The sequence below is a fragment of the Curtobacterium sp. MCPF17_050 genome, from assembly GCF_003224435.2.
Classification (GTDB): domain Bacteria; phylum Actinomycetota; class Actinomycetes; order Actinomycetales; family Microbacteriaceae; genus Curtobacterium.
On sequence record NZ_CP126250.1, the window covers coordinates 2942391 to 2965104 of the forward strand.

Annotated in this window: 21 protein-coding genes; 8 read left to right on the forward strand and 13 right to left on the reverse strand. The window is 72.2% G+C overall.

Annotation, left to right across the window (positions count from 1 at the left end):
- Positions 1-17: 17 nt before the first annotated feature.
- The 5 genes from DEJ34_RS13980 to DEJ34_RS14000 all read right to left on the reverse strand — a co-directional run bounded on the left by DEJ34_RS13980 (position 18) and on the right by DEJ34_RS14000 (position 5756).
- Entirely contained in the window at positions 18-917 is a 900-nt protein-coding gene (locus DEJ34_RS13980) for a carbohydrate ABC transporter permease (RefSeq protein WP_110900456.1), read from the reverse strand.
- Between the two features lie 2 nt (positions 918-919).
- Positions 920-1870, reverse strand: a complete 951-nt coding sequence (locus tag DEJ34_RS13985) for a carbohydrate ABC transporter permease (RefSeq protein ID WP_110824166.1) — start codon at positions 1868-1870, stop codon at positions 920-922.
- 101 nt (positions 1871-1971) lie between these two features.
- The gene (locus DEJ34_RS13990) at positions 1972-3327 is read right to left on the reverse strand and encodes an extracellular solute-binding protein (RefSeq protein ID WP_110824167.1); all 1356 of its coding nucleotides are present in this window, start codon (positions 3325-3327) and stop codon (positions 1972-1974) included.
- Between the two features lie 273 nt (positions 3328-3600).
- Positions 3601-4452, reverse strand: coding sequence for a PhzF family phenazine biosynthesis protein (locus DEJ34_RS13995; protein ID WP_110910483.1), 852 nt, complete (start codon positions 4450-4452; stop codon positions 3601-3603).
- Between the two features lie 29 nt (positions 4453-4481).
- On the reverse strand, positions 4482-5756 hold the full coding sequence (locus DEJ34_RS14000; RefSeq protein WP_110910484.1) for an ROK family transcriptional regulator: 1275 nt from the start codon (positions 5754-5756) through the stop codon (positions 4482-4484).
- An 81-nt stretch (positions 5757-5837) separates the two neighbouring features.
- On the opposite strand from DEJ34_RS14000, the gene DEJ34_RS14005 reads away from it, so the two are divergent.
- Both DEJ34_RS14005 and DEJ34_RS14010 read left to right on the forward strand, forming a co-directional pair.
- Complete coding sequence (locus DEJ34_RS14005) at positions 5838-6290, forward strand: GNAT family N-acetyltransferase (RefSeq protein WP_110824170.1); 453 nt, start codon at positions 5838-5840, stop codon at positions 6288-6290.
- A gap of 8 nt (positions 6291-6298) precedes the next feature.
- The gene (locus DEJ34_RS14010; protein ID WP_110910485.1) at positions 6299-6658 is read left to right on the forward strand and encodes an MGMT family protein; all 360 of its coding nucleotides are present in this window, start codon (positions 6299-6301) and stop codon (positions 6656-6658) included.
- Here DEJ34_RS14010 and DEJ34_RS14015 read toward each other — a convergent pair.
- From DEJ34_RS14015 to DEJ34_RS14025, 3 genes are all read right to left on the reverse strand, one after another.
- Positions 6655-7125, reverse strand: coding sequence for a DUF805 domain-containing protein (locus DEJ34_RS14015; RefSeq protein WP_110910486.1), 471 nt, complete (start codon positions 7123-7125; stop codon positions 6655-6657). The two genes, DEJ34_RS14010 and DEJ34_RS14015, sit on opposite strands and share 4 nt — an antisense overlap.
- A gap of 64 nt (positions 7126-7189) precedes the next feature.
- Positions 7190-8998 carry an ABC transporter ATP-binding protein gene (locus DEJ34_RS14020; RefSeq protein ID WP_110910642.1) on the reverse strand — a complete coding sequence of 603 codons (1809 nt, stop codon included), beginning with the start codon at positions 8996-8998 and terminating at the stop codon, positions 7190-7192.
- Positions 8999-9123: 125 nt separating this feature from the next.
- Positions 9124-10950: an ABC transporter ATP-binding protein gene (locus tag DEJ34_RS14025; protein ID WP_110824433.1), complete on the reverse strand. Its 1827-nt coding sequence runs from the start codon at positions 10948-10950 to the stop codon at positions 9124-9126.
- Positions 10951-11292: 342 nt separating this feature from the next.
- Here DEJ34_RS14025 and DEJ34_RS14030 point away from each other — a divergent pair, with 342 nt between their 5' ends.
- Positions 11293-11421, forward strand: a complete 129-nt coding sequence (locus DEJ34_RS14030) for a hypothetical protein (RefSeq protein ID WP_258365820.1) — start codon at positions 11293-11295, stop codon at positions 11419-11421.
- A 98-nt stretch (positions 11422-11519) separates the two neighbouring features.
- On the opposite strand, the gene purH is transcribed toward DEJ34_RS14030, so the two are convergent.
- On the reverse strand, positions 11520-13151 hold the full coding sequence (purH, locus tag DEJ34_RS14035) for a bifunctional phosphoribosylaminoimidazolecarboxamide formyltransferase/IMP cyclohydrolase (protein ID WP_110910487.1): 1632 nt from the start codon (positions 13149-13151) through the stop codon (positions 11520-11522).
- Positions 13148-13741, reverse strand: a complete 594-nt coding sequence (purN, locus tag DEJ34_RS14040; protein WP_110889233.1) for a phosphoribosylglycinamide formyltransferase — start codon at positions 13739-13741, stop codon at positions 13148-13150. Before purN ends, purH begins: the two co-directional genes overlap by 4 nt.
- A gap of 139 nt (positions 13742-13880) precedes the next feature.
- Here purN and DEJ34_RS14045 point away from each other — a divergent pair, with 139 nt between their 5' ends.
- Positions 13881-14420, forward strand: coding sequence for a hypothetical protein (locus DEJ34_RS14045; protein ID WP_146236854.1), 540 nt, complete (start codon positions 13881-13883; stop codon positions 14418-14420).
- Between the two features lies 1 nt (position 14421).
- On the opposite strand, the gene DEJ34_RS14050 is transcribed toward DEJ34_RS14045, so the two are convergent.
- From DEJ34_RS14050 to sucC, 3 genes are all read right to left on the reverse strand, one after another.
- Positions 14422-16512 carry a cell division protein PerM gene (locus DEJ34_RS14050; protein WP_110910489.1) on the reverse strand — a complete coding sequence of 697 codons (2091 nt, stop codon included), beginning with the start codon at positions 16510-16512 and terminating at the stop codon, positions 14422-14424.
- A gap of 88 nt (positions 16513-16600) precedes the next feature.
- On the reverse strand, positions 16601-17488 hold the full coding sequence (gene sucD, locus DEJ34_RS14055; RefSeq protein WP_110824176.1) for a succinate--CoA ligase subunit alpha: 888 nt from the start codon (positions 17486-17488) through the stop codon (positions 16601-16603).
- Between the two features lie 14 nt (positions 17489-17502).
- Entirely contained in the window at positions 17503-18672 is a 1170-nt protein-coding gene (gene sucC / locus DEJ34_RS14060) for an ADP-forming succinate--CoA ligase subunit beta (RefSeq protein WP_110910490.1), read from the reverse strand.
- A gap of 231 nt (positions 18673-18903) precedes the next feature.
- Between sucC and DEJ34_RS14065 the strand changes: the two genes are divergently transcribed.
- The 4 genes from DEJ34_RS14065 to DEJ34_RS14080 all read left to right on the forward strand — a co-directional run bounded on the left by DEJ34_RS14065 (position 18904) and on the right by DEJ34_RS14080 (position 22702).
- Positions 18904-20535 (forward strand): RecQ family ATP-dependent DNA helicase, encoded by a 1632-nt coding sequence (locus DEJ34_RS14065; protein ID WP_110910491.1) that lies wholly within the window; start codon positions 18904-18906, stop codon positions 20533-20535.
- Positions 20536-20834: 299 nt separating this feature from the next.
- Positions 20835-21140, forward strand: a complete 306-nt coding sequence (locus tag DEJ34_RS14070; RefSeq protein WP_110824179.1) for a hypothetical protein — start codon at positions 20835-20837, stop codon at positions 21138-21140.
- A 1-nt stretch (position 21141) separates the two neighbouring features.
- Complete coding sequence (locus DEJ34_RS14075) at positions 21142-22002, forward strand: oxygenase MpaB family protein (protein WP_110910492.1); 861 nt, start codon at positions 21142-21144, stop codon at positions 22000-22002.
- 64 nt (positions 22003-22066) lie between these two features.
- Positions 22067-22702, forward strand: coding sequence for a pyridoxine/pyridoxamine 5'-phosphate oxidase (locus tag DEJ34_RS14080; RefSeq protein WP_110889239.1), 636 nt, complete (start codon positions 22067-22069; stop codon positions 22700-22702).
- The last annotated feature ends 12 nt before the right edge of the window (positions 22703-22714 follow it).

Genomic DNA, 22714 nt, shown 5'->3' on the forward strand with positions numbered 1-22714 from the left:
CGGCTGGGGTGCGGTGGTCAGCCCTTGATGCCGCCGGCGAGGGCGTTGCCCCCACCGAGGCCGCGGGACACGAGCACGTAGAGGGCGATGACGGGCACGGAGTAGACGATCGAGAACGCGGCGAGCTGCCCGTACGCGACGGCCCCGTTCTGACCGAAGAAGTTGAAGATGCTCACCGCGGCGGGCACCTTGTCGGGCGAGAGCAGCAGGACGAAGGGGACGAAGAAGTTCCCCCACGCCTGGATGAACACGAAGATGAACACCACGGCGATGCCGGGTCGCATGAGCGGCACGACGATGCGGGTGAGCGTCGTGAACATCGAGGCGCCGTCGGTCCAGGCCGCTTCCTCCAGCGAGATCGGCACCGAGTCCATGAAGTTCTTCGCCATCCAGATCGCCATCGGCAGGCTGGTCGCGGCGAGGAAGAAGACGCAGCCCCAGATGTTGTCGATGAGGTTGAGCGACACGAAGAGCGCGTAGACGGGGACCATCATCGCGGTGATGGGCAGACCGGTGCCGAACAGGATGCTGTACAGGAACGGCTTGTTCACGCGCAGCTTGTACCGGGACAGCGGGTACGCGGCGAGGAGCGCGGCGACGACCGTCACGACGGCCGTGCCACCGGAGAGCAACAGGCTGTTCGCGAGCGGGATGAACGACAGCTCCGGGGTGAGCACCTGGGTGAAGTTGTCGAGCGTGAACTGCGACGGCAGCTTCACCGACAGCGACGCCTGCGTGTCCACCGACGCGAGCACGAGCCAGAGCAGCGGCACCGCGAAGCACACCGCGATGACGAGCAGGACGATGTTCGACACCCACCGGAGGGTGCGACCCCGGGGCGAGGTCATGTGGACCGCGCCCGGGGCGGTCACCGAGCGGGTGACGTTCGAGACCGGACGGTCAGCGGTGAGGGCCATGGTCAGTCCACCTCCGGCTTCAGTGCCTTGATGTAGATGATCGAGAAGACCGCGCCGACCACGAGCAGGATGGTCGCGATCGCCGTCCCGAAGCCGAGCTGCGAAAACTGGAACGCCTCCTGGTACGCCAGGATCGGCAGGGTCGACGAGTTCGTGCCCGGTCCGCCGCCCGTCATCACGAAGATGAGGGTGAAGACCGACAGGGTCTGCAGCGTCGTGAGCATGAGGTTCGTCGAGATGCTGCGGCGGATGACCGGCAGCGTGATGTAGACGAGACGCTGCCAGCCGGTGGCGCCGTCGACCTCGGCGGACTCGGTGATCTCCTCGGGTACCTCCTGCACGGCTGCCGAGTAGACGAGCATCGAGAACGCCGTCCCGCGCCAGACGTTCGCGAGGATGACCGCGATCATCGGGTACGTGTAGAGCCAGTTCGGCCCGCTGACGCCGAGGGACGCGAGGAACGTGTTCAGCGTCCCCTCGTCGTGGAAGAACGCGTACGCCGCGAACGAGGCGACGATCTCGGGCAGCACCCACGCGGCGACGACGAAGGTGCCGACGACGCCGCGGACGACCCGGTTCGCGCTGCGCATGAGCAGCGCGAGGCCGAGGCCGAGCACGTTCTGCCCCACCACCGCCGAGGCGATGAGGAACACGATCGTCAGGACCACGGACTTCGGGAAGTCCGGGTCCTGGAAGAGCTCGACGTAGTTCTGGAAGCCGACGAACTGCTGGTCCGCGGCGTCGATGCCGGTCAGCGCCGCGTTCGTGAAGGAGCCGTAGAACGACGAGATGACCGGCCCGAGCAGGAACACGACGAGCAGGACGACGGCGGGCAGGAGCGGGACGACGCGCGTCGCGTTCCGCATCGGGCGCCGCTTCCGCGGCGAGGGTGGGTCGGCGCGGTTCGGCGAACCGGGGGCCGACAGCGTCGGCGCGAGGGGGGTGCTGGACACGGTGGATGCCTTCCGGGTGCGGAGAGGGTTCCGGAGATGGGGGCTGTCGGGAGGCGCGGGGCGGACGGGCACCGCGCCTCCCGTCAGGTGGTGCCGGGCGGTCAGCCGGCGACGGTGGCGTCCTTGCCGACGACGCCCTCGACGGCCTTGTCGTAGACCGCCGCTGCCTCGGCGGGCGACTGCTGACCGGTCATCACGGACTCCATCGCGACCTGGATGGCGTTCGAGACCTGTGCGTACTCGCTCGTCGCCGGACGGAAGTTCGTGTGCTCCACGAGCCCGGAGAAGAACTCGAAGGTCGGGTTCGCGCCGGTGTACGCCGGGTCCTCGGCGACGTCCTTGCGGACGGCGATCTGGCTGTTCTCCGAGTCGTACTTGATGGAGCCGTCCTTGTCGAGGAACATCGTGATGAAGTCGAACGCGTCCTGCGGGTTCCCCGACTTCGAACCGACCGCGAGCGTCCAGCCGCCGGACATCGAGTTGTAGCCCGGTTCCTGGCCGTTCTGCGTCGGGAAGGGCGCCTGACCCATCACGTCGTTCCACTCGGCCCACGGGGCGGTGCCGGACTCCAGCCAGGTGCCGGACTGCCACGAACCGTCGAGGTCGATCGCGAGCTTGCCCTCCGGCAGCCACGTCTGCGTGATCGTCGTCCCGATGTTGGTGTCGAGGGCCTGCTGCGGCGTGGGCCCGAGGTCGCCCTGGTAGACGTCCTCGATGAACTGCAGCGAGTCCTGGAACTGCTCCGAGCCGACGACCCACTTGCCGTCGCGGTACAGCGTGTTGCCGTCGCCGTCCGCGCCGTAGAGCAGCATCTCGAAGCCCTGCATGGTCGAGGCCTCGCCCTGCGCCTTGCCGGAGTAGATGTTGAACGGGATGACGTCCGGCTGCTGCTCCTTGATGGTCTTCGCGGCGGCGAGGACGTCGTCCCAGGTCTCCGGCTTCCACGGCACGGGCAGACCGGCCTTCTCGAAGATCTCCTTGTTGTACCAGAGCGCACGGGTGTCGGTGCCCATCGGGACGCCGTAGATCTTGCCGTCCTCCCCCTCACCCGCCTGCTTCGCGTTGTCGTAGAACTGGTCCCACTCGTCCCACTTCTCGGTGAACCGGTCGATCGGCTGCAGGTAGCCGGCATCGGCGTCGGCCTTGATGCGGAACGTGTCCTCGTAGATGACGTCGGGCGCGGTCGCGGGTGCCCGGTTCATCAGCGCGAGCTTCGTGGCGTAGTCGTCCTCCTGCGCCTGGATCGGGACGAGTTCGACCTCCTTGCCGGGGTTCGCCTCCTCGTACTCCTTCTTGACGACCTTCATCTGGGCGTCGAGCTGCTGGAAGGCGCCGAACTTCTGGTAGGCGATCTTGATCGTGTCGCTCGAGGCGGACCCCGAGCTCGAGCAGCCGGCGAGTCCGACCGAGGCGACGGCCACGGCGGCGAATCCGGCGATGATGCGGGTGCGTTTCATCGGTGCTCCTTTGCACGGGTGAAGGTCGCGGACTCCGTTGCCCGCGTTGCCGGTTTAGTCCATCGTATGGATTTGAACGTTGTCAAGCGTTCGACGGGAAGCGCGTCCGGTTCGTGACCTGCGCGCGGCGGGGGCGGTCCGGTCCGGCTTGGTTCGCGCTGCGCGACGTTCTCCGCGTCAGCGAGCACGAACGGTGTCGCTGCGCGCGAAGCGGCCCGTCGGCTCGACTGCGACCGGCCCGGGTCCGTGCCGGGCCCGGGCCCGGGTGGGCGGCTACCGGATCGGGGTGGCCCCGCCGGTGACGGTGACGCCGCCGCTCGCAGGCACGTCGACGAGCAGCACGCTCGGCCGTCCGACGTGCCGCCCCTGCCGGATCACGACCCGGTCACCCGGCACGGCTACGCCGGTCTCCCGCAGGTACGCCCCGACGGACGCGGCGGCCGATCCCGTCGCCGGGTCCTCCGTGATGCGGCCGACCGGGAAGAGATTGCGCGCCTCGTACTCCCCCGGTGTCACCGGGTGCAGCACGGTCACGGTCGCCGGCCAGCCGCTCCGTCGCATGAGGTCGGCGAGCGCCGCGGGGGCGAACCGGAACTGGTGGAACAGGTCCGCGTCGGCGAGGACGAGCACGGGGTGCCAGTTGCCGGCGAAGGCCTCGAGGGGCGGGTGCGCCGCGGCGAGGTCGTCCGGCACGAGTCCGAGCAGGTCGAGCAGCGGCAGCAGCCGGTCGTCGGGCAGCGGCCGGGTCGCGGGCTCGACGCTCGTCATCGCGACGTGTACGACGCCCGCGGACCGGGCCGTGTCGAGCACGACGTCGCCCGACCGTGTGACGAACACCCGCTGCCCCGGCCCCTGCCGCTCGGCGATCGCCACCGCGAGCGCGACCGTCGCGTGGCCGCAGAACGGCACCTCCGCGGCCGGGGAGAAGTAGCGCACCCGGACCCGGTCCCCGTCCGGCCCGGTGACGAAGGCGGTCTCGGAGTACCCGACCCGTTGCGCGATCGCGAGCATCTCGTCGTCGCTGAGGGCCGCGGCGTCGAGGACGACCCCGGCCGGGTTGCCGCCGTGCGCACCGGCCTGCGGGTCGGCGAACGCTGTGTACCGGAGGACCTCGACGTGCTGCACGGTCCGAGGCTACCGAGCGTGCGCGACCCTCAGTGCGCGATGAGCAACGTGCTCGCGCGCGGCGACAGCGCCGCGTCGAGCACCAGGCAGGCCGCCCCGACCGCGGCCACGTCCGCACCGCGCTGGCTCTCGACCACGGTCACGGGGTGCTTCGGGACGAGGATCGGCGACCCGGCGATCGCCGCCGTCGCCGCCGGGAGGGCAGCGGGTGCGATCCGCGACCAGAACGGCCCACCGAAGACGACCCGGTCCACGTCGAGGAGGTTGACGATGACGACCACCGCCCGTCCCATCACCGTGCCGACCTCGGCCGCGAACGCCGACGCGACCGGGTCCCCGGCCGCGACCGCGTCCCCGAGCGCGTCCCACGCCCGGTCGACGGCCGCGAGGTCGACCCCGGCGTCCGCCCCGTCGACCGCGAGCTCGTCCACGTCCCCGAGCGGGACGCCACGCTCCGCCGCGATCCGCACGAGCCGGTCGGGCGTCACGGTGGCCCCGACCTCACCACGCGCGCCCTCGCCGTCGGGCGTGCCGGCGAGGCTCCCCTGGTCGACCATGATGTGTCCGGCGTCCCCGGCGTTCGCCCCGGACCCGCGGACGGGCTCGTGGTCGATGACGAGCCCGACGCCGAACCCGGTGCCGAAGTACACGAACGCGAAGTCCCGCGCCGCTGCCTCCCGCGCCAGGAACAACTCGCCGACCGCCGCGGCGGTGACGTCCTTCTCGAGGAGCACGGGGTACCCGGTCGCGTCCCCGAGGGCGTCCCGGAGCGCCACGTCCCGCCACCGCGGCAGGAACGGCGGGTCGAGCACGATGCCGGCGGCCGCGTCGATCGGCCCCGGCGAGGCGACCCCGACCCCGAGCACGGCGTCGGGGTCGACGTCGGCGCGACGGACGAGTTCGTCGACCGCGGACGCCATCGTCCGGATCACCTGCTCCGGGTCCTCGGCGCTCGGGGTCGACGTGGTGGCCTCGGCCACCACCGCACCCGCCAGGTCGAGCAGCACGTACGTGACGACCGCGGGGTCGACGTGCACCCCGACGGCGAAGCGACTGCGGGCCTCCAGGCGGAGGATCGTGCGCGGCTTGCCGCGCCCGGACACCACCGTGCCGGACTCGACGATCATGCCGGCGTCGATGAGGTACCGGGTGACGTTCGAGACCGTCTGCGGGCTGAGGCCGGTGCGGGCCGCGAGTTCGACGCGGCTCAGCCCGACGGGTGAGCGGCGGACGGCGTCGAGCACGACCGTGCGGTTGAAGCCGCCCAGCGACGGCAGGTTCGCCCCACGTCGATGCTCCGCCACCCGAGCGACGATACCGCCGGAGCACGCTGCCTCCGTCGCACCGCTGGCATCCGACCCGCCCGCACCGTTAGCCTGACCGACATGACGGACCTCCGCCTCGAAGAACTCTCCGCAGCGACCGCCGCAGCGGCCAACTCGCTGACGCTGAAGCCGGGGCAGGAGCAGTTCGTCCAGCCGACCTCGTACGCGCAGGCCGAGTCGGACGTGAAGCCGAGCGCCTCGTGGCCGCGGGTCGTCCTGGACGGGGACGAGGTCGTCGGGCTCATCATCGGCAGCTTCGACGCCGACAACGCGCAGGAAGAACTGCGCAGCTGCATCTGGCGGGTCAACGTCGCCGCGAACGCGCAGGGCCGCGGTGTCGGCCGGTTCGCCGTGCACGGTCTGGCCGAGGAGGCCCGCAAGCGCGGCTTCGAGCGCCTGACCGTGGTCTACGAGCCCGGTGCCGGCAGCCCGGCGGCGTTCTTCGAGGCGATCGGCTTCCGGGTGATCGGCGAGACCCAGTACGGCGACCACTTCGCGGCGCTGACGCTCTAGGCGCCGTCGTGTCGGCCCCGTCGTCCCGCGAGGACGCGGACGACTTCGGTGCCGCCGTCGCGGCGGTCGTCCGTGCCATCCCGCCGGGTCGCGTGATGACGTACGGCGACGTCGCCGCCGTGCTCGGCTCCCGCGCCTCCCGTGCGGTCGGCAAGGTGATGGCCCACGAGGGCGCCGACCTGCCCTGGTGGCGGGTCGTCCGGGCCGGCGGGCTGCCACCGGTCCGCCACGAGGCACGCGCCCTCGAGCACTACCGCGCCGAGGGCACGCCGCTGCGCCCGACGCGAGCGGTCGACGACGACGCGGCCTGGAGGCTCGACATGCGCCGTGCGCGCTGGTCGCCGACCGCGGACGACCGGTCGGACTAGCGCCGCGCGGACGTGGCTGGGCCGGGCGTCGCCGGGCCGGGCTGCAGGTCGAACCGCGTGCCCTTCGGGTTCGACGGCAGCAGGAAGAACACGAAGAGCACGAGCGACCCGATGCCCGGGAGCACGTGCAGGAACTGCCAGAAGCCGGACAGGTTCGCGTCGTGCAGCCGCCGCGCCCCGAGGGCTAGCCCGCCGACGAGCGTCACGAGGGCCCAGAGCACGAACAGGTAGGACCCGACGGGGTTCTCGAGCAGCGGGGCGTCCGGGGTGAACGCCTGCGGCACGAGCTGCAGCACGAGGCCGACCGCGAACGACGTGAGCCACCACCACCAGAACTCGGAGCGGGACGCCCGGCCGGTGAACACCGTGTACTTCCGCCAGAACCGCCGGACGGCCTCGGCGAAGGGGGCGCCGACGAAGGGGTCGCGCAGGGCGACGCCTCCCGGCTGGACGTCGTTGCTGCTCATCCCCCCAGCAAACCACGGCCACTGGCGACGGCCCGGGCGGGACGCACCCCCTTCACGGACATCACTAGACCAGCGAGTCCCGCCAGGCCGCGTGCAACTGCGAGAACCGCCCCGTCCCGGCGATGAGGTCGGCGGGCGTGCCGTCCTCGACGATGCGGCCGTACTCCATCACGAGCACCCGGTGGGCGATCGCGACGGTCGACAGCCGGTGCGCGATGATCACCGCGGTCCGGTCGGCGAGCAGGGTCTCGAGCCCCTCCTGCACGAGCCGCTCGGACGGGATGTCGAGCGACGCCGTGGCCTCGTCGAGGATGAGCACCTTCGGGTCCGCCAGGAACGCGCGGGCGAACGACAGCAGCTGCCGTTGCCCTGCCGACACCCGGCCGCCGCGCTTGTTCACGTCGGTGTCGTACCCGTCCGGCAGTGCCGTGATGAACGCGTGGGCGCCGACCGCCTTCGCCGCCGACACGATGTCCGCTCGGGAGGCTCCCGGTCGACCGAGCTCGATGTTGTCCGCCACCGAGCCGGAGAACAGGTACGCCTCCTGCGTCACCATGACGACCGCCCGGCGCATGTCCTTCGGGTCGAGGTCCCGCAGGTCGACCCCGTCCAGGGTGACCACGCCCGAGGTCGGGTCGTAGAACCGCGCCATGAGCTTCGCGAGCGTCGACTTGCCGGCACCGGTGGACCCCACGAGCGCGATGGTCTGCCCCGCCGGGATGTGCAGGTCGAACTCCGGCAGCACGACGCGGTCCTCCTTGTAGGCGAACGTGACGTGCTCGAAGTCGACCCGGCCGGCCGCGTCCGGCAGCTTCACCGGCTTCGCCGGGTCCGGGACGCTCGGCTGCTCCTCGAGGACGCCGGAGATCTTCTCCATCGCCGCCGAGGCCGACTGGTAGCTGTTGTAGAACATGGCGAGTTCCTGCGCCGGGTCGAAGAACCGCTTGGCGTACAGCGCGACCGCGAGCAGCGCACCGATCTCGAGCGACCCGCCGACGACCCGGAAGCCGCCGACGATGACGACCGCGGCGAGCGTCGCGTTCCCGATGAGCACCAGACCCGGGTCGAAGATCCCGAACAGGTTGAACACGCGGGCGTTCGCCTGCCGGTTCTGCTCGACCTGCTCGCCGTACTCGACCTCGTTGCGGGACTCCTTGCGGAACGCCTGCACCGCGCGGATGCCGGTCATCGTCTCGACGAAGTGCACGATCACGCGGGCACTCGTCGTCCGGGTGGACCGGAAGAGCTGCTGCGAGCGCTGCTGGAACCACCGGGTCAGGAACCACAGCGGCACGAGGGCGACCGCGAGCACCAGGCCGGAGGTCGGGTCGAGGAGCACGAGCGCCACCGCGGTGAAGAGCATGTACAGCACGCCCTGGATGAGCTGGTTCAACCCGGAGTCGAGCAGTTCCCGGATCGAGTCGAGGTCGCTCGTCTGGCGGGAGATGATCCGGCCCGAGGTGTACGTCTCGTGGAACTCGAGCGAGAGCCGCTGCGTGTGCAGGAACACCCGCTTCCGCAGGTCGAACAGGATCGCCTGGCTGATCCGCGCGGACAGCACGGTGTACCAGGCGGTGAGGACGGCACCGACGACCGCGATCGTGATGTACGACCCCACGACGAGGAACGCCGGCGCCCAGTCGTCCCGGTCGAGCACGGTGGGCAGGGCGTGGTCGATGCCCCAGGCGATGAGCGCCGGACCGGCGACCTGCCCGGCGGTCGCGAGCACCACGACGACGGCGATGCCCCAGAGCCGGGCCCGCAGCGGCGCGGCGAGCGAGCCGAGCAGCGCGAGCGACCGGCGCCGCAGGCGACGACTCTCGGCCTTCGTGAAGTCCTCGCGTTCCTCGCCGCGCACCCCGTGCACGGTGATCGAGGCGGTGACCGGGGCCGCTGCCTCGGCCGCCTGCGTGCCGGTGCCGACCTGCGCCACCGGCACCGACCCTCCCGTGGGTTCCTGGTCGACGGTCACGCGCGCGTCCTGGTCGGTCTCGTCGCTCATGCCATCGCCTCCTCTCGGTCGTCCGCGTCGTCGTCGTCGAGCGACGAGATGACGGCGCGGTAGTGCTCGTTCGTGGCCATCAGCTCGGCGTGCGTGCCGACGGCGGTGACGCGGCCGTCCTCCATGAGCGCCACCCGGTCCGCGAGCGTCACGGTCGACGGACGGTGGGCCACGATGAGCGAGGTCGTGTCGGCGAGGACCCGGCGGAGACCGGCCTCCACCCGGGCCTCGGTGTCGACGTCGAGCGCCGACAGCGGGTCGTCGAGGACGAGCACGCTCGGCCGCGCCGCGATCGCCCGGGCGAGCGCGAGTCGCTGCCGCTGCCCGCCGGACAACGACAGCCCCTCTTCTCCGACCCGGGTGTCGACGCCCTCGGGCAGGTCGTCCACGAAGGACGCCTGCGCGATGTCGAGGGCCTCGCGCATGATCCGCTCGGCCTCCGGGCCGGTCAGGTCCGGGCGGCCGAGCAGGACGTTGTCGCGCACGCTCGACGAGAACAGGGTCGCGTCCTCGAAGGCGACCGCGACGTGCCGTCGGAGTTCGGCTCGGGTGAGGTCCCGCACGTCGACGCCGTCGATCGTGACGGACCCGCCGGTGACGTCGTACAACCGGGGCACGAGCGACAGCAGGGTCGTCTTGCCGGAGCCGGTGAGTCCGACGAGCGCCATCGTCTCGCCGGGCTGCAGGTGCAGCTCGACGCCGTCCACCAGGTCGGGGAACTGCGGCGGGGAGTCCTGGTAGCGGAAGTGCGTCGCGTTGAACGAGAGCGCACCGTGCGGCTCGGTGATGGTCTTCGGCTCCGCGGGGTCCGTGATCGTGTTCTCGGAGTCCATGACCTCGAAGTACCGGTCCACGGCGGTGCGGGTGTCGAACGTCATCGACAGGAAGAACCCGATCGACTCGATCGGGAAGCGCAGCACGGTCGCGGTCGCGAAGAACGCGAAGAGCTGCCCGACGCTGAGGTCCCCCTGGCTGGCGAGCCAGATGCCGGCGAGCAGGCAGAGCGCGAACGCCACGTCCGGCACGAGCAGCAGCCACAGCCAGATCGCCGCGATCGCCTTGGCCTTCTCGATCTCGGTGCCGCGCAGCTGCTCGGCCTGCTCGGCGAACTCGTCGAGCTTGTACCGGCCCCGCCCGAACGCCTTGAGCACGCGGATGCCGTGCACCGACTGCTCGACGCTCGTCGCGAGGTCGCCGACCTGGTCCTGGCTGCGGCGGGCGACGATCGAGTACTTCCGCTCGAACAGGACGCTGTTCACCCACACCGGGATCGACGCCACCAGGAAGATGAGGCCGAGCTGCCAGCCGAACGTGAAGAGCACGGCGAACCCGATGACGATCGTCACGACGTTCACGACGAGGAGCACGATGCCGAACGCCAGCCAGCGCCGGATGAGCGACAGGTCGGACACCGAGCGGGACAGCAGCTGCCCGGACTCCCACCGGTCGTGGAACGCGACGGGCAGGTCCTGCAGCTTCGCGTAGAGCGCGTTCCGCATGCTCGCCTCGATGCGGGTCGACGGCCGCATGACGAGCTTCCGGCGCGAGGCGATGAAGAACGCCTCGAGGACACCGAGCGCGAGCACCGCGGCTCCGGCGGGCAGGATGAGTCCGCCGTCCCCGGATGCGAGCGGCCCGTCGACGAGGGCCTGCAGGACGTACGGGATGGCGAGCGCGACGACGGAGGCGCCGAGCGCCGCCAGCATCCCGCCGAGCAGACGCCATCGGTAGGGCTGGACGTAGGGCCAGAGCCGTCCGAGCGCGCGGGCGGTGGACGGTCGCGCCGGGGTCGGCGCCGGTTCCCGATCGGGTCCCTGGGACATGCGTGTGCGTCCTCGTGCTTCGTGCCGGGTCCCGTCGGCCAGGGGCTGGCCCTGTCCGGACGGGAGGCCCGGGGTGCGTTGCGTGGTCTGGTCGGCCGGTTGCCCGGTCACGGTGCCGCGGTCGTCGTCGGGACGGCGTCCGTCGGTGGGCCGGATCGGCATCCGGTCGGAGGCGACGGGGACACGTGTCCCTGGCGCTCGGTCGGGCTGGGCCGGATCCGGCCCGGCGGGTGCGGGAGGCGGCTCTACGCGGTCGGCGTCGCCGGGACGACGGGTGCCCCCGCGGACGGGGACGACGCGACGGCGCGACGGGCGCGTCGTGCGTCGGGAGCGGTCCCGCTGATGGACGTCCGTGTCGTCCGGGCCCCCGTTGCCGTGGTGCCGGTCGTCGTGTCCATCGTCACTCCAGTCGTCGTCTTCGTCACCGTCGTGTCCGCGGTGCCGCCGACCCGTGGAGCAGTCGTCGGCTGAGGCCGCAGAGCCCTGCAGACTATCGGCAGCGACTCTCAGCGCGCAACCAGCAACGCGTGCTGGTCCGCGCGTCGCCGCCGTGCCCGACGGATCGGCGCTCAGTGGAAGAAGTGTCGCTCGCCCGTGAAGTACATCGTGACGCCGGCTGCCGTCGCGGCCGCGATGACCTCGTCGTCCCGGACGCTGCCGCCCGGCTGGGCGACCGCACGCACCCCGGCGTCGAGCAGGACCTGCAGGCCGTCGGCGAACGGGAAGAACGCGTCCGACGCGGCGACCGAACCGGCAGCGCGGTCCCCGGCGCGGTTCACGGCGAGGTGGCACGAGTCGACGCGGTTCACCTGCCCCATGCCGACCCCGACGCTCGCGCCCTGGTTCGCGAGCAGGATCGCGTTCGACTTCACCGCACGGCTGGCCTTCCACGCGAAGGCCAGGTCGACGAGGGTCTGCTCGTCGGCCGGCTCGCCGGAGACCAGGGTCCACGCGGACTGGTCGAACCCGGTGAAGCGGTCGGCGTCCTGCACGAGGAAGCCGCCCGAGATCTGCTTGACCTCACGCTCGGCGAGCGCGAAGTCCCCCGGCAGCGTGAGCAGGCGGATGTTCTTCTTGCGGGACAGGACCTCGAGTGCCTCGGGGTCGAACGCGGGAGCCACGACGACCTCGGTGAAGATGTCGGCGATCGTCTCGGCCATGCCCAGCGTGACCGGACGGTTCGCCGCGATGACCCCGCCGAACGCCGACAGCGGGTCGCAGGCGTGCGCGGCGGCGTGCGCGGAGGCGATCGGGTCGGATGCGTCGGGGGCGGCGACCGCGATGCCGCACGGGTTGGCGTGCTTGATGATCGCGACGGCCGGCTCCGCGAAGTCGTACGCGGCACGGACCGCTGCGTCCGCGTCGACGTAGTTGTTGTACGACATCTCCTTGCCGTGCAACTGGGTCGCCTGCGCGATCCCGGTGCCGTCGGCGCTCGTGTACAGCGCCGCGGACTGGTGGGCATTCTCGCCGTAGCGGAGCGTCGCGGTGCGGTCCGCGGTCAGCGTGAGCTGCTCCGGGAAGGCGCTGGGGGCCTCCCGGTCGTCGGCGCCGGACGCGACCGGTTCGGCGACGACGTCGGACGCGAAGTACGCGGCGACGGCGGTGTCGTACGCCGCGGTGTGGCCGAAGGCCTGCGCGGCGAGGCGCTTGCGGAGGGCGAGGTCGGTGCCGCCCGCACGGACGGCCTCGACGACCTCGGCGTAGGAGGCGGGCGAGACGACGATCGCGACGTTCGGGTGGTTCTTCGCGGACGCGCGGACCATGGCCGGGCCGCCGATGTCGACGTTCTCGACCACGGTCGCGGTGTCGGCGCCCGAGGCGACCGTCTCGACGAACGGGTACAGGTTCACGACGACGAGCTCGAACGGCGCGATCCCGAGGTCGGTGAGCTGCTGCTCGTGCGACTCGAGGCGGAGGTCGGCGAGCAGCCCCGCGTGCACGGCGGGGTGCAGGGTCTTCACGCGGCCGTCGAGCGACTCCGGGAAGCCCGTGACGCTCGCGACGTCGGTGACGGCGTACCCGGCGTCGCGGATGGTCTGCGCGGTGGAGCCCGTGGACACGAGCTCGACACCCGCGTCGGCGAGGGCGCCGGCGAGCTCGAGCAGCCCGGACTTGTCGCTCACCGAGATGAGGGCGCGACGCACGGGCACGACGTCCCGGTCGCGGTACAGGCTGGGGTCGGCGGCGTGCACGCTCATGCGGGGGTGGTGCCCTTCAGGTCGATGTGTCCGTTGGCGATGTCGAGGACGGTCTGGATGAGCAGCCGGCGTTCGACGGGCTTGATGCGGTCGTGCAGGGTCGACTCGGTGTCGTGCGGCAGGACCGGGACGCGCTCCTGCGCCAGGATCGGTCCGCTGTCGACGCCGTCGTCCACGGCGATGACGCTCGCGCCGGTCTCGGTCACGCCGGCGGCCAGTGCGTCACGGACGCCGTGCGCGCCCGGGAACTCGGGCAGGTACGCCGGGTGCGTGTTGATGACCGACGGTCCGAACTCCGCCACGACCGCGGGCGGCAGCAGGCGCATGAGCCCGGACAGCACCAACAGGTCGGGCGTCCACGGGCGGATCTGCTCGGCGAGCGCCTCGCCCCACTCGGCGCGGGTCGCGTAGCGCGTGAACGGCACCGTGAAGGTCGGGATCGAGTACTCCTCGCCGAGCTGGAGGCCCTCGGCGTCACGGTCCGCCCCGATCGCGACGACGCGGGCGGGGTACTCGGCATCGCGGGTCGCCTCGAGCAGGGCCCGGAGGTTCGACCCGGTACCGGAGATCAGGACGACCAGTTCGAGCACGGGAACAACCCTAGCGGGGCTGCGCGCCGGACCGGGCGGTCAGGGGTCCACTCCTCGATCGGTCGTGACATGTGCAATACCAGTAGGTAGGTTCGACGACGGAGGCGATCCGACCTCCGCCATGACGATCGGAGTCATCGTGAACCGTCCATCCATCCACTCGACGACCGTGGGCATCGCGACGGCGAGCGCCGTCGTCGCCGCTGTGCTCCTGCCGGTCGCACCAGCCGGAGCCGCCCCGGAGCGGCCGACGACCTCCGTCGCCACACGGGTCGGGTTCGCCACCGATGCGATGCGCCAGGAGCTGCAGGAACTCGAGGGGACGCAGTCGTCAGCCGAGATCGACCGCATCGTCGACTCCGGCCACCTCGTGGCCACCTACACCGCAGGCACCTCGTCGACCATCGTCGCGGCGGTCGACCTCGGTCCCGCGCAGCGTGCCCTCTCCTTCGTCGGCCCCGGTTGCAGTACGGACAGCCTGTGCATGACGAACACGAGCAACTCCCCCAGCGCCTACACCGGCACCGGCAGCCTGAGCGGGACGTGGAAGCGCATCACGAGCGCGGCAGCCTACGGCCGCAAGGCGCGCTTCACGTGGGACGGTGGAGCGCTGACCGTCGAAGCCGGGCACGTCAACTACTTCGGCGCACCGGTGACGATGAAGAAGGTGAGCCGGTAGCTCAGGCGTCGGTGTCGCCCTTCGGCCTCCGCCACCACGGCAACTCGTCCTCGGGGATCTGGTCGGTCGTGTCCCAGGTCGCCGCACGGGGCGCCGGACGCGCGGGGGGCTCCGGGTCCACGTCGTCCCGCCCGGCGACGAACTCCTCCGTGCTCCACGGGAAGGCCGGCTGCTCGTCGGTCCGCGGCGGGACGGGGCCCGCGGAGCCCGACGGTGCAGGTGCGGCGTCGGTCGTGGGTGGGACGGCACCGCCGGGGCGGTGCCGCAAGGCGTCCGCGCGGTCTCGCAGGTCTCCGGCCCGCTCGCGCAGGTCCCCGGCCCGGTCGCGGGCACCGGTGGCAGCGGCACGGAGGCGTGCCCGGACGCTGTCGACGGCGCCGCCGGCTCGCGTGCGCGGCCCGGCGGCAGCGCCCGCGTGGTCGTCCAGACGCTCGGATGCGACAGCGTCCGTCCGCGCCCAGTCCGGCAGGTCGACGTCGGTGGCCTCGGCGTGCGCGGCCTCGGTCTGGGACGGCGCCGCGTCCGGCGCAGCCGGGAGGCCCGTGTCATCCCGGCCGTGCTCCGCCCCGTCCGCACCGCGTCCGGGCTGGTCGTCGCCCGCCACACGGTCGGACGTCAGCGTCTCGCCGCCACGGTCGAGGTCGGCGCTCGCGCGGGGAGCTGCACCCGAGTCCGTGCTGGCATGCGAGTCCGTGCTGGCGTGCGTCACCGGGTCGTGCACCTCGTCCACCGAGAACCGGTGCACGTCGGTGGTCCGGCCGGCGCCCGCGTGGTCGAGGGCGGCGATGAGCGACCCGTGGTCGGCGCTCGCGTCCGCGGTGGCGACGTCGTCCTCGACCTCGTGCCAGCGCTCACCGATCCAGGAGCGCTCGGGCAGGCGCACCAGGTCGCTGCCGATCGCGAGCGCGACCATCGCGGGGACACCGACCTCGAGTGCGGCGAAGGCTCCGACCACCAGGGCGTCCGGTCCGACGGCGGCCAGGCGCCCCGGTCCCGCCGACCCCGCGGTGAGCCCGGTGACGACACCGGTCAGGACACCGGCGACCAGCCCGGTCACGACCCCGCCGAGCGCCCGGTACAGGGCCGAGTCGGCGGACCCGAGCGCACGGACGAGCCGCGGACGCAGCAGTCCACCGGTGACGAAGCCCGCCACGACGGGCACCAGGATCCAGACCAGGCCGAACGTGTGCCCGGACGTCGGCAGCGCCCCGAGCAACGGCACGGCCGGGAGCGGCCCGAGCACGGTCCCGAGGGGCGACACGGACGACCCGGCGCCGATCGCGAAGCCCGGGCCGACGAGCCACGCCGTCGCCCACCCGACCAGGTCCGGGACGAACGCGAGCTGGCCGACGGTCATGGCGATGCCGCCGACGACACCGGCGTGCGACCGTTCGTAGAGCGTGATGACCTCGGCGAAGGAGCCGAGGAGCGCGAACCCGACCACGACGCCGGCGACCGCCACGACGCACGCGGTCGCGACGGTGCCGGCGCGCAGACCGAAGCCGACGACGCCGCGCCAGAGCGCCGGGATGCGGCCGACCAGGTCCACCACCCGGAGGGTCAGCGGATCGGCCGCCTGGCCACGCCGACGCCGACAGACCTCGGCCGTGACGACGGCCGGGACGCCGAACCAGAGCGCGGGCAGCACGACGGCCTGCCAGATCACCGGGTGGGTGGCGCTCGTGGTCGCGGTGAGGGCGACCAGCAGGCCGAGGGCGGCGACCGCCGCGGTGCCGACCAGGACCCCGGTGACGCGGTGCTCCGTCTCGGCGAACCGGCGTCCGGCCCGGCCGCCGAGCCACGCCGTGACGACGGCGAACCCGAGGGCCGCCAGGGTGACGACGATCGGTGCGGACGCCCCGGGGAGCCCGGTGGCCTCCGCCGCCGCGGAGCCGAGCGTGAACGTGACGTCCACGCCGTGACCGATGAGCCAGACGTTGCCCGCCGCGGTCCAGAAGACGCTCCAGTCGACCTGGAGTCCGTACTCGAACGCCCACAGCAGGGTGAGCGGCACGAGGGCGACGCCCACGCCGACGCCGACCGTCACGATCGCTTCGATCACGGCGAGGAGGGCGGTTCCGAGGCGGTTCATCGCAGCGAGGATACGTGCCCGACCCCGCGCAGGACGGGAGGCTCGGCGCGGGTCCCGCACCGAGCCTCCCGTCCGACAGGAGCGCGCGTCAGCGCGCGGCGATGACCTCGCGCAGCAGCGCGGCCGTCTCGGACGGCGTCTTGCCGACCTTGACGCCGGCCGCCTCGAGCGCCTGCTTCTTCGCCTCGGCGGTGCCGGCGGAACCGGACACGATCGCGCCGGCGTGGCCCATCGTCTTGCCCTCCGGCGCCGTGAAGCCCGCGACGTACCCGACGACCGGCTTCGTGACGTTGGCCTTGATGTAGTCGGCGGCGCGCTCCTCGGCGTCGCCGCCGATCTCACCGATCATCACGATGGCCTCGGTCTCCGGGTCGGCCTCGAACGCGGCGAGCGCGTCGATGTGCGTCGTCCCGATGACCGGGTCGCCGCCGATGCCGATGGCGGTCGAGAAGCCCAGGTCGCGCAGCTCGTACATCATCTGGTAGGTCAGGGTGCCGGACTTCGAGACGAGGCCGATCGGGCCCTTGCCGGTGATCGTCGCCGGGGTGATGCCGACGAGCGACTCCCCCGGGGTGATGATGCCGGGGCAGTTCGGCCCGATGATCCGGGTCTTCCCGCCGAGCGCCTTCGCGTGCGCCCAGAACACCGCGGCGTCCTGCACCGGGATGCCCTCGGTGATGACGACGACGAGGGGGATCTCGGCGTCGACGGCCTCCATCACGGCGTCCTTCGCGAACGCCGGCGGGACGAAGACGATCGAGACGTCGGCACCGGTGGTGTCGATGGCCTCGCGCACCGAGCCGAAGACGGGGAGCTCGACGTCGCCGTGCGTGACGGTCGTGCCGGCCTTGCGGGCGTTGACACCGCCGACGACCTGCGTGCCGGCCTTGAGCATGAGGGCGGTGTGCTTCGTGCCCTCACCGCCCGTGATGCCCTGGACGATGACCTTGGAGTCCTTGTTGAGGAAGATCGACATTGCTCTGGTGCTCCTTACGCCGCGGCCGCGGCGAGCTCGGCGGCCTTCTCGGCCGCATCGTCCATGGTCGCGGCGACGGTGACGAGCGGGTGCGCTGCGTCCGCCAGGATCCGTCGGCCCTCGTCCACGTTGTTGCCGTCCAGGCGGACGACGAGCGGCTTGGTGGCCGCGTCGCCGAGGATGCCGAGCGCGGCGACGATGCCGTTCGCGACGGCGTCGCAGGCGGTGATGCCGCCGAAGACGTTCACGAAGACGCTCTTCACCTGCGGGTCGCCGAGGATGACGTCGAGGCCGTTGGCCATCACCTCGGCCGAGGCGCCGCCGCCGATGTCGAGGAAGTTGGCGGGCTGCACACCACCGTGGCGCTCACCGGCGTAGGCGACGACGTCGAGCGTCGACATGACGAGCCCGGCGCCGTTGCCGATGACGCCGACCTGGCCGTCGAGCTTCACGTAGTTGAGGCCGTGCTGCTTCGCCTTGGCCTCGAGCGGGTCCTCGCTCGCGGTGTCCTCGAGCTGCGCGTGCCCCTCGTGGCGGAAGTCGGCGTTCTCGTCGAGGGAGACCTTGCCGTCGAGGGCGAGGATCTGCCCGTCGCCGGTGCGGACCAGCGGGTTCACCTCGACGAGGGTGGCGTCCTCGCCCGCGAAGACGTCGTAGAGCTTCACGAAGACGTCCGCGACCTGATCCTGGAGCTCGGATGGGAAGTTCGCCTGGCGCGCGATGTCGAGCGCGGCCTCCTTGTTGATGCCCGTGAGCGGGTTCACCTCGACGCGCGCGAGCGCCTCGGGCTTCTCCACCGCGAGCTGCTCGATCTCCATGCCGCCCTCGACGCTGGTGAGCGACAGGTAGGAGCGGTTCGCCCGGTCGAGCAGCACCGAGAAGTAGAACTCCTCGGCGATGTCGGCACCCTGCGCGACCATGACGCGCTGCACGGTGTGGCCCTTGATGTCGAGGCCGAGGATCGCCTGCGCGTGCTCGAACGCCTCGTCCGGGGTCTTCGCGACCTTGACGCCGCCGGCCTTGCCACGGCCACCGACCTTCACCTGCGCCTTGACGACCACGACGCCGCCGATCTGCTCGGCAGCCGCCTTCGCCTGCTCGGGGGTGTCGGCGATGATCCCCTGGAGGACGGGGACGCCGTAGGACTCGAAGAGGTCCCTGGCCTGGTACTCGAAAAGATCCACGCTGTTCTTCTTCCCGCACGGTTCGTGCGATCGGCATCGGTGTCCGGTCGCGCCTCCACATCGAGGGTCGCTCGATGTCGAGACAACGGCCGCGACCGAGCCTAGCGCTGGCAGGTGGACGCGCGGTGCCCCGGTGGAGAACGCGCTGCCCGCGCCGGCCGCCGACCCCTGTCGTCCGGGGTACGCCGTCTCCGGGCGACCGACCAGGCCGGATCGTGCACCGTCGATCGGGTGCAGAACGAACTCCGTACCCGTACCGCCGAGGTCTTCGGTTGGGAACTCCGCGACGCGCAGGAGACCGTGGTCGACGCCGTCCTCGAGGGCCGTGACGCCCTCGCCCTCATGCCGACCGGTTCCGGCAAGTCCGCGATCTACCAGGTCGCCGCCCTCGCACTGGACGGCCCCGTCGTCGTGGTCTCGCCCCTCGTGGCCCTGCAGGAGGACCAGGTCGTGGGGATCGAGGACCACCCGGACGCACCCCGCGCGGTGACGATCAACGCGACCCGGGCGCACCGCGAGCTCGAGGACGCGTGGGACGCCGTCGCGTCCGGGGCGGCCCGCTACGTCTTCCTCGCCCCGGAGCAGCTCGCCAAGGACGAGGTCGTCGACCGGCTGCGGGAGGCCGGGGTCGCGCTGGTCACGGTCGACGAGGCGCACTGCGTCTCGAGCTGGGGCCATGACTTCCGCCCGGACTACCTGGTGCTCGGCGAGGTCATCGAGCGGCTCGGACGTCCTCCGGTGCTCGCGATGACGGCGACCGGTTCGACTCCCGTGCGCAACGAGATCGTCGAGCGGCTCGGGATGCGCGACCCGCTCGTCGTCGCGACGGGCTTCGACCGCCCGAACCTGCGCTTCGAGGTCCAGCGGCACAGTGACGCCGACGAGAAGCGTGACGCGGTCGTCGCCCAGGTGGTCGGGCTCGAGGGCGCGGGGATCGTGTATGTCGCCACCCGTGCCGAGACCATGCTCTACGCGGACGAACTCGTCGAGAGCGGTCGCCGCGCCAAGGCGTACCACGCGGGCCTGCGCGTGCGGGACCGTGAACACGTGCACCACGAGTTCCTCGAGGGCGCCCTCGACGTCGTCGTCGCGACCAGCGCCTTCGGCATGGGCATCGACAAGCCGGACGTGCGCTTCGTCGTGCACGCCGACGTCCCCGAGTCCGTCGACGCCTACTACCAGGAGGTCGGCCGGGCCGGACGGGACGGCGACGTCGGCCTCACGACACTGCACTACCGCTCCGAGGACCTCGGGCTCCGCCGGTTCTTCGCCTCCGGATCGCCCCGGCCCGCGTCGCTCCGGGCGGTCTTCGACGCGGTTCCCGAGGACGGGGTCCTGCCCCGGTCGGAGGTCGCCGAGCGTTCCGGACTCGCCGCCCGCACCGCTTCCCGCGTCGCCAACGCCCTGGTGGACGCCGGCGCGCTGTCCGACGCCGCCGACGGACTCCGCCGTGTCCCGGACGGCCCCGCCGACGCGGACGCCGCGGTCGAGCTCGCCAAGGCGCACGCGAAGGAGCGGGAGCGGGTGGAGGAGTCGCGCATCGAGATGATGCGTCGCTTCGCCGAGACGACCGGCTGCCGTCGGCAGTTCCTGCTCGGGTACTTCGGCGACGAACTCCCCGAGCCGTGCGGCAACTGCGACACGTGCTCTGCGGGCACCGCGACCGACACGGATGCGCACGGGGCGGACGGGTCGCACGACGCCGAGTGGCCGCCGGACGCACCGGTCGAGCACGCCGAGTGGGGCCGGGGCACGGTCATGAGCACCGAGGACGACCGGTTGACGGTGTTCTTCGAGTCCGCCGGGTACCGGACGCTGGCCCTCGCCGACGTGACCAAGCGGCACCTGCTCGAGCGCGTCTGAGGCACGTGCGCCGGACGGTGCGGCGGGGGAAGGCGCGGTCGCTCGACCACCCGTCGGCGACCGCGCTCCACTCCCCCGAGCACACGCAGTAGACACCGCGGGGGTGACCTCGCGGTGTCCCCCAGGTGAACGGCGGGCGAAGCCGACCCGCGCGGCCGCTGTCCGCCTGGGTGCGACCGGCCGTCCCCCGGGCACCACGGACGTTCCCACCGGCACCCGGGTAGCAAGGACCGGTGGGGCCGCGTCGGCGCACGACGGGCACCCGCACGAGCACGCAACACGATCGACAGGAGCGACACATGTCCGACCCCGGCATCACCCCAGGCGACGAGTTCAGCGACGGCGTCAGCGACTCCGACGACGAGGGCCGCGCCGACGACGTGGACCGCGAGTACGTCGGCGCGTACGAGACCGACGACGCCGAGGAGGCGCTCGAGACCGTGACGAACGACGCGGTCGCCGGCGAGACCGTCGAGCCGCAGCTCGGCGACGGCACCGACGACGGCCCGACCGGCGGGGCGCCGCGCGAGGGCTCGCCGGACCTCTGGGAGCACGGCGACGACCGTCCGGACCTCGGCGGCGACCTGGGCACGAAGCCCCTCTGACGTGACCGGTCGACGGACGGGAGGCCCGGAGCACGACGTGCGCGGCCGCTCCCGTCCGTCCCCTGGTCACGACCGCGACCGCGACCGGCCCGGCCACCGGGACCGCGCGCTCCGCCGCTTCATCGCCGACAGCACGCCGGTCATCGCGGGCGGCCGCGCGATCCTGCTGCAGATCGCCGACCCGGTCGTCGCCGCGGGCGTTCGTCGGCACTCCGACTTCGCGGAGCGACCGCAGCAGCGGCTGGCCCACACCCTCATGTACGTGTACGCGGTGGTGACCGGCACCGCGCGGGATGCCGCCGTGGCGCGGTCGTTCGTCGAGCACGCGCACCGGCCGGTCGCGGGAGCGAACGAGGTCGACCGACAGCTGTGGGTGGCCGCGACGCTGTACGACTCCGCGATCCGGACCCACCGGTTGCTCGGCACCCCGGTCGACGCCGAGCGGGCGGAGGCGGTCCTCCGGGCCTACGCGCCGATCGCCACCGCGCTCCGGGTGCCAGCGGACCGCTGGCCGACGTCGGTCGCCGCGTTCGAGGCGTACTGGGCCGACACGCTCGGGACCCTCCGGGTGACGGACGACGCCCGCAGTGTCGTCCGGGACCTCCTGCACCCTCGGGCGGCACCGCTCTGGGTCCGTTCCGCGATGCCCCTCGTGCGGATCGTCACCGTCGGCATGCTGCCGGACGCCGTGCGCGACGACTACGGCTTCGCGTGGGGACCCCGCGAGGAACGACGCTGGCGACGCACCCTCGCCGGCATCCGGGCGGCCCGCGCCGTCGTGCCCGGACCCCTGCTGCGCCTGCCGCGGGTCCTCCTGCTGCGCGGGATGCACCGCACCGCGGCCCGGCACGCGCACCACTGAGCGATCGGGTGTCCGTCCCCCGCGAGCCTGGACGTCCCCGCGCCGACCACGGTTGAGTGGGGCCATGTCCTCCTCCCTGTCCGGTGACGACTCCCTGCTCCTGCCCGAGTTCGACGCGCCGCCCGCGGACCCGCTCGACCTCGCCCGCACCTGGCTCGACCAGGCCGGCGAGCACGAGGTGTCCGAGCCGCTCTCGATGACGCTGGCCACCGCCGGTGCGGACGGCCGCGTCGGTGCCCGGACGGTCGACGTCAAGCGGATCGACGACCGCGGCCTGGTGTTCGGCACCTCGACGCTCAGCCCGAAGGGACGGCAGCTCGCGGAGAACCCGCACGCCGCCCTGCAGGTGTACTGGCGCGAGACGATGCAGCAGCTCCGCTTCGAGGGCCGCGCCGTGCAGCTCTCCGACGCGGAGTCCGACGCGCTCTTCGCCGACCGGTCGCCGAAGTCGCGCGCCGCCACGGCCGTCGCCGACCAGTCCGCGGTGCTCGAGCCCCGGACGCTGCAGGACCTGATCGACGACGCGAACGTGCTCCTCGACGAGTCCGACGACGACGTGCCGCGCCCGGCGGGGTGGGTCGCGTGGCGGCTCGAGCCGGACCTCGTCGAGTTCTGGCACGGCAGCCGCGACCGGATGCACCGCCGCCTGCAGTACGCGCACGCCCACGGCGCCTGGTCGGCGACCCGCCTCCAGCCGTAGCGCCGCGCGCCA

Excerpts from the sequence above, each read along its gene's own strand:
- DEJ34_RS13980 (WP_110900456.1), bottom strand. The coding sequence starts at position 917 with ATGGCCCTCACCGCTGACCGTCCGGTCTCGAACGTCACCCGCTCGGTG.
- DEJ34_RS13990 (WP_110824167.1), bottom strand. The coding sequence starts at position 3,327 with ATGAAACGCACCCGCATCATCGCCGGATTCGCCGCCGTGGCCGTCGCC.
- DEJ34_RS14005 (WP_110824170.1), top strand. The coding sequence starts at position 5,838 with ATGACGGACCTCCGCCTCGAAGAACTCTCCGCAGCGACCGCCGCAGCG.
- DEJ34_RS14015 (WP_110910486.1), bottom strand. The coding sequence starts at position 7,125 with ATGAGCAGCAACGACGTCCAGCCGGGAGGCGTCGCCCTGCGCGACCCC.
- DEJ34_RS14025 (WP_110824433.1), bottom strand. The coding sequence starts at position 10,950 with ATGTCCCAGGGACCCGATCGGGAACCGGCGCCGACCCCGGCGCGACCG.
- DEJ34_RS14030 (WP_258365820.1), top strand. The coding sequence starts at position 11,293 with ATGGACGTCCGTGTCGTCCGGGCCCCCGTTGCCGTGGTGCCGGTCGTC.
- purH (WP_110910487.1), bottom strand. The coding sequence starts at position 13,151 with ATGAGCGTGCACGCCGCCGACCCCAGCCTGTACCGCGACCGGGACGTC.
- DEJ34_RS14050 (WP_110910489.1), bottom strand. The coding sequence starts at position 16,512 with ATGAACCGCCTCGGAACCGCCCTCCTCGCCGTGATCGAAGCGATCGTG.
- sucD (WP_110824176.1), bottom strand. The coding sequence starts at position 17,488 with ATGTCGATCTTCCTCAACAAGGACTCCAAGGTCATCGTCCAGGGCATC.
- DEJ34_RS14070 (WP_110824179.1), top strand. The coding sequence starts at position 20,835 with ATGTCCGACCCCGGCATCACCCCAGGCGACGAGTTCAGCGACGGCGTC.
- DEJ34_RS14080 (WP_110889239.1), top strand. The coding sequence starts at position 22,067 with ATGTCCTCCTCCCTGTCCGGTGACGACTCCCTGCTCCTGCCCGAGTTC.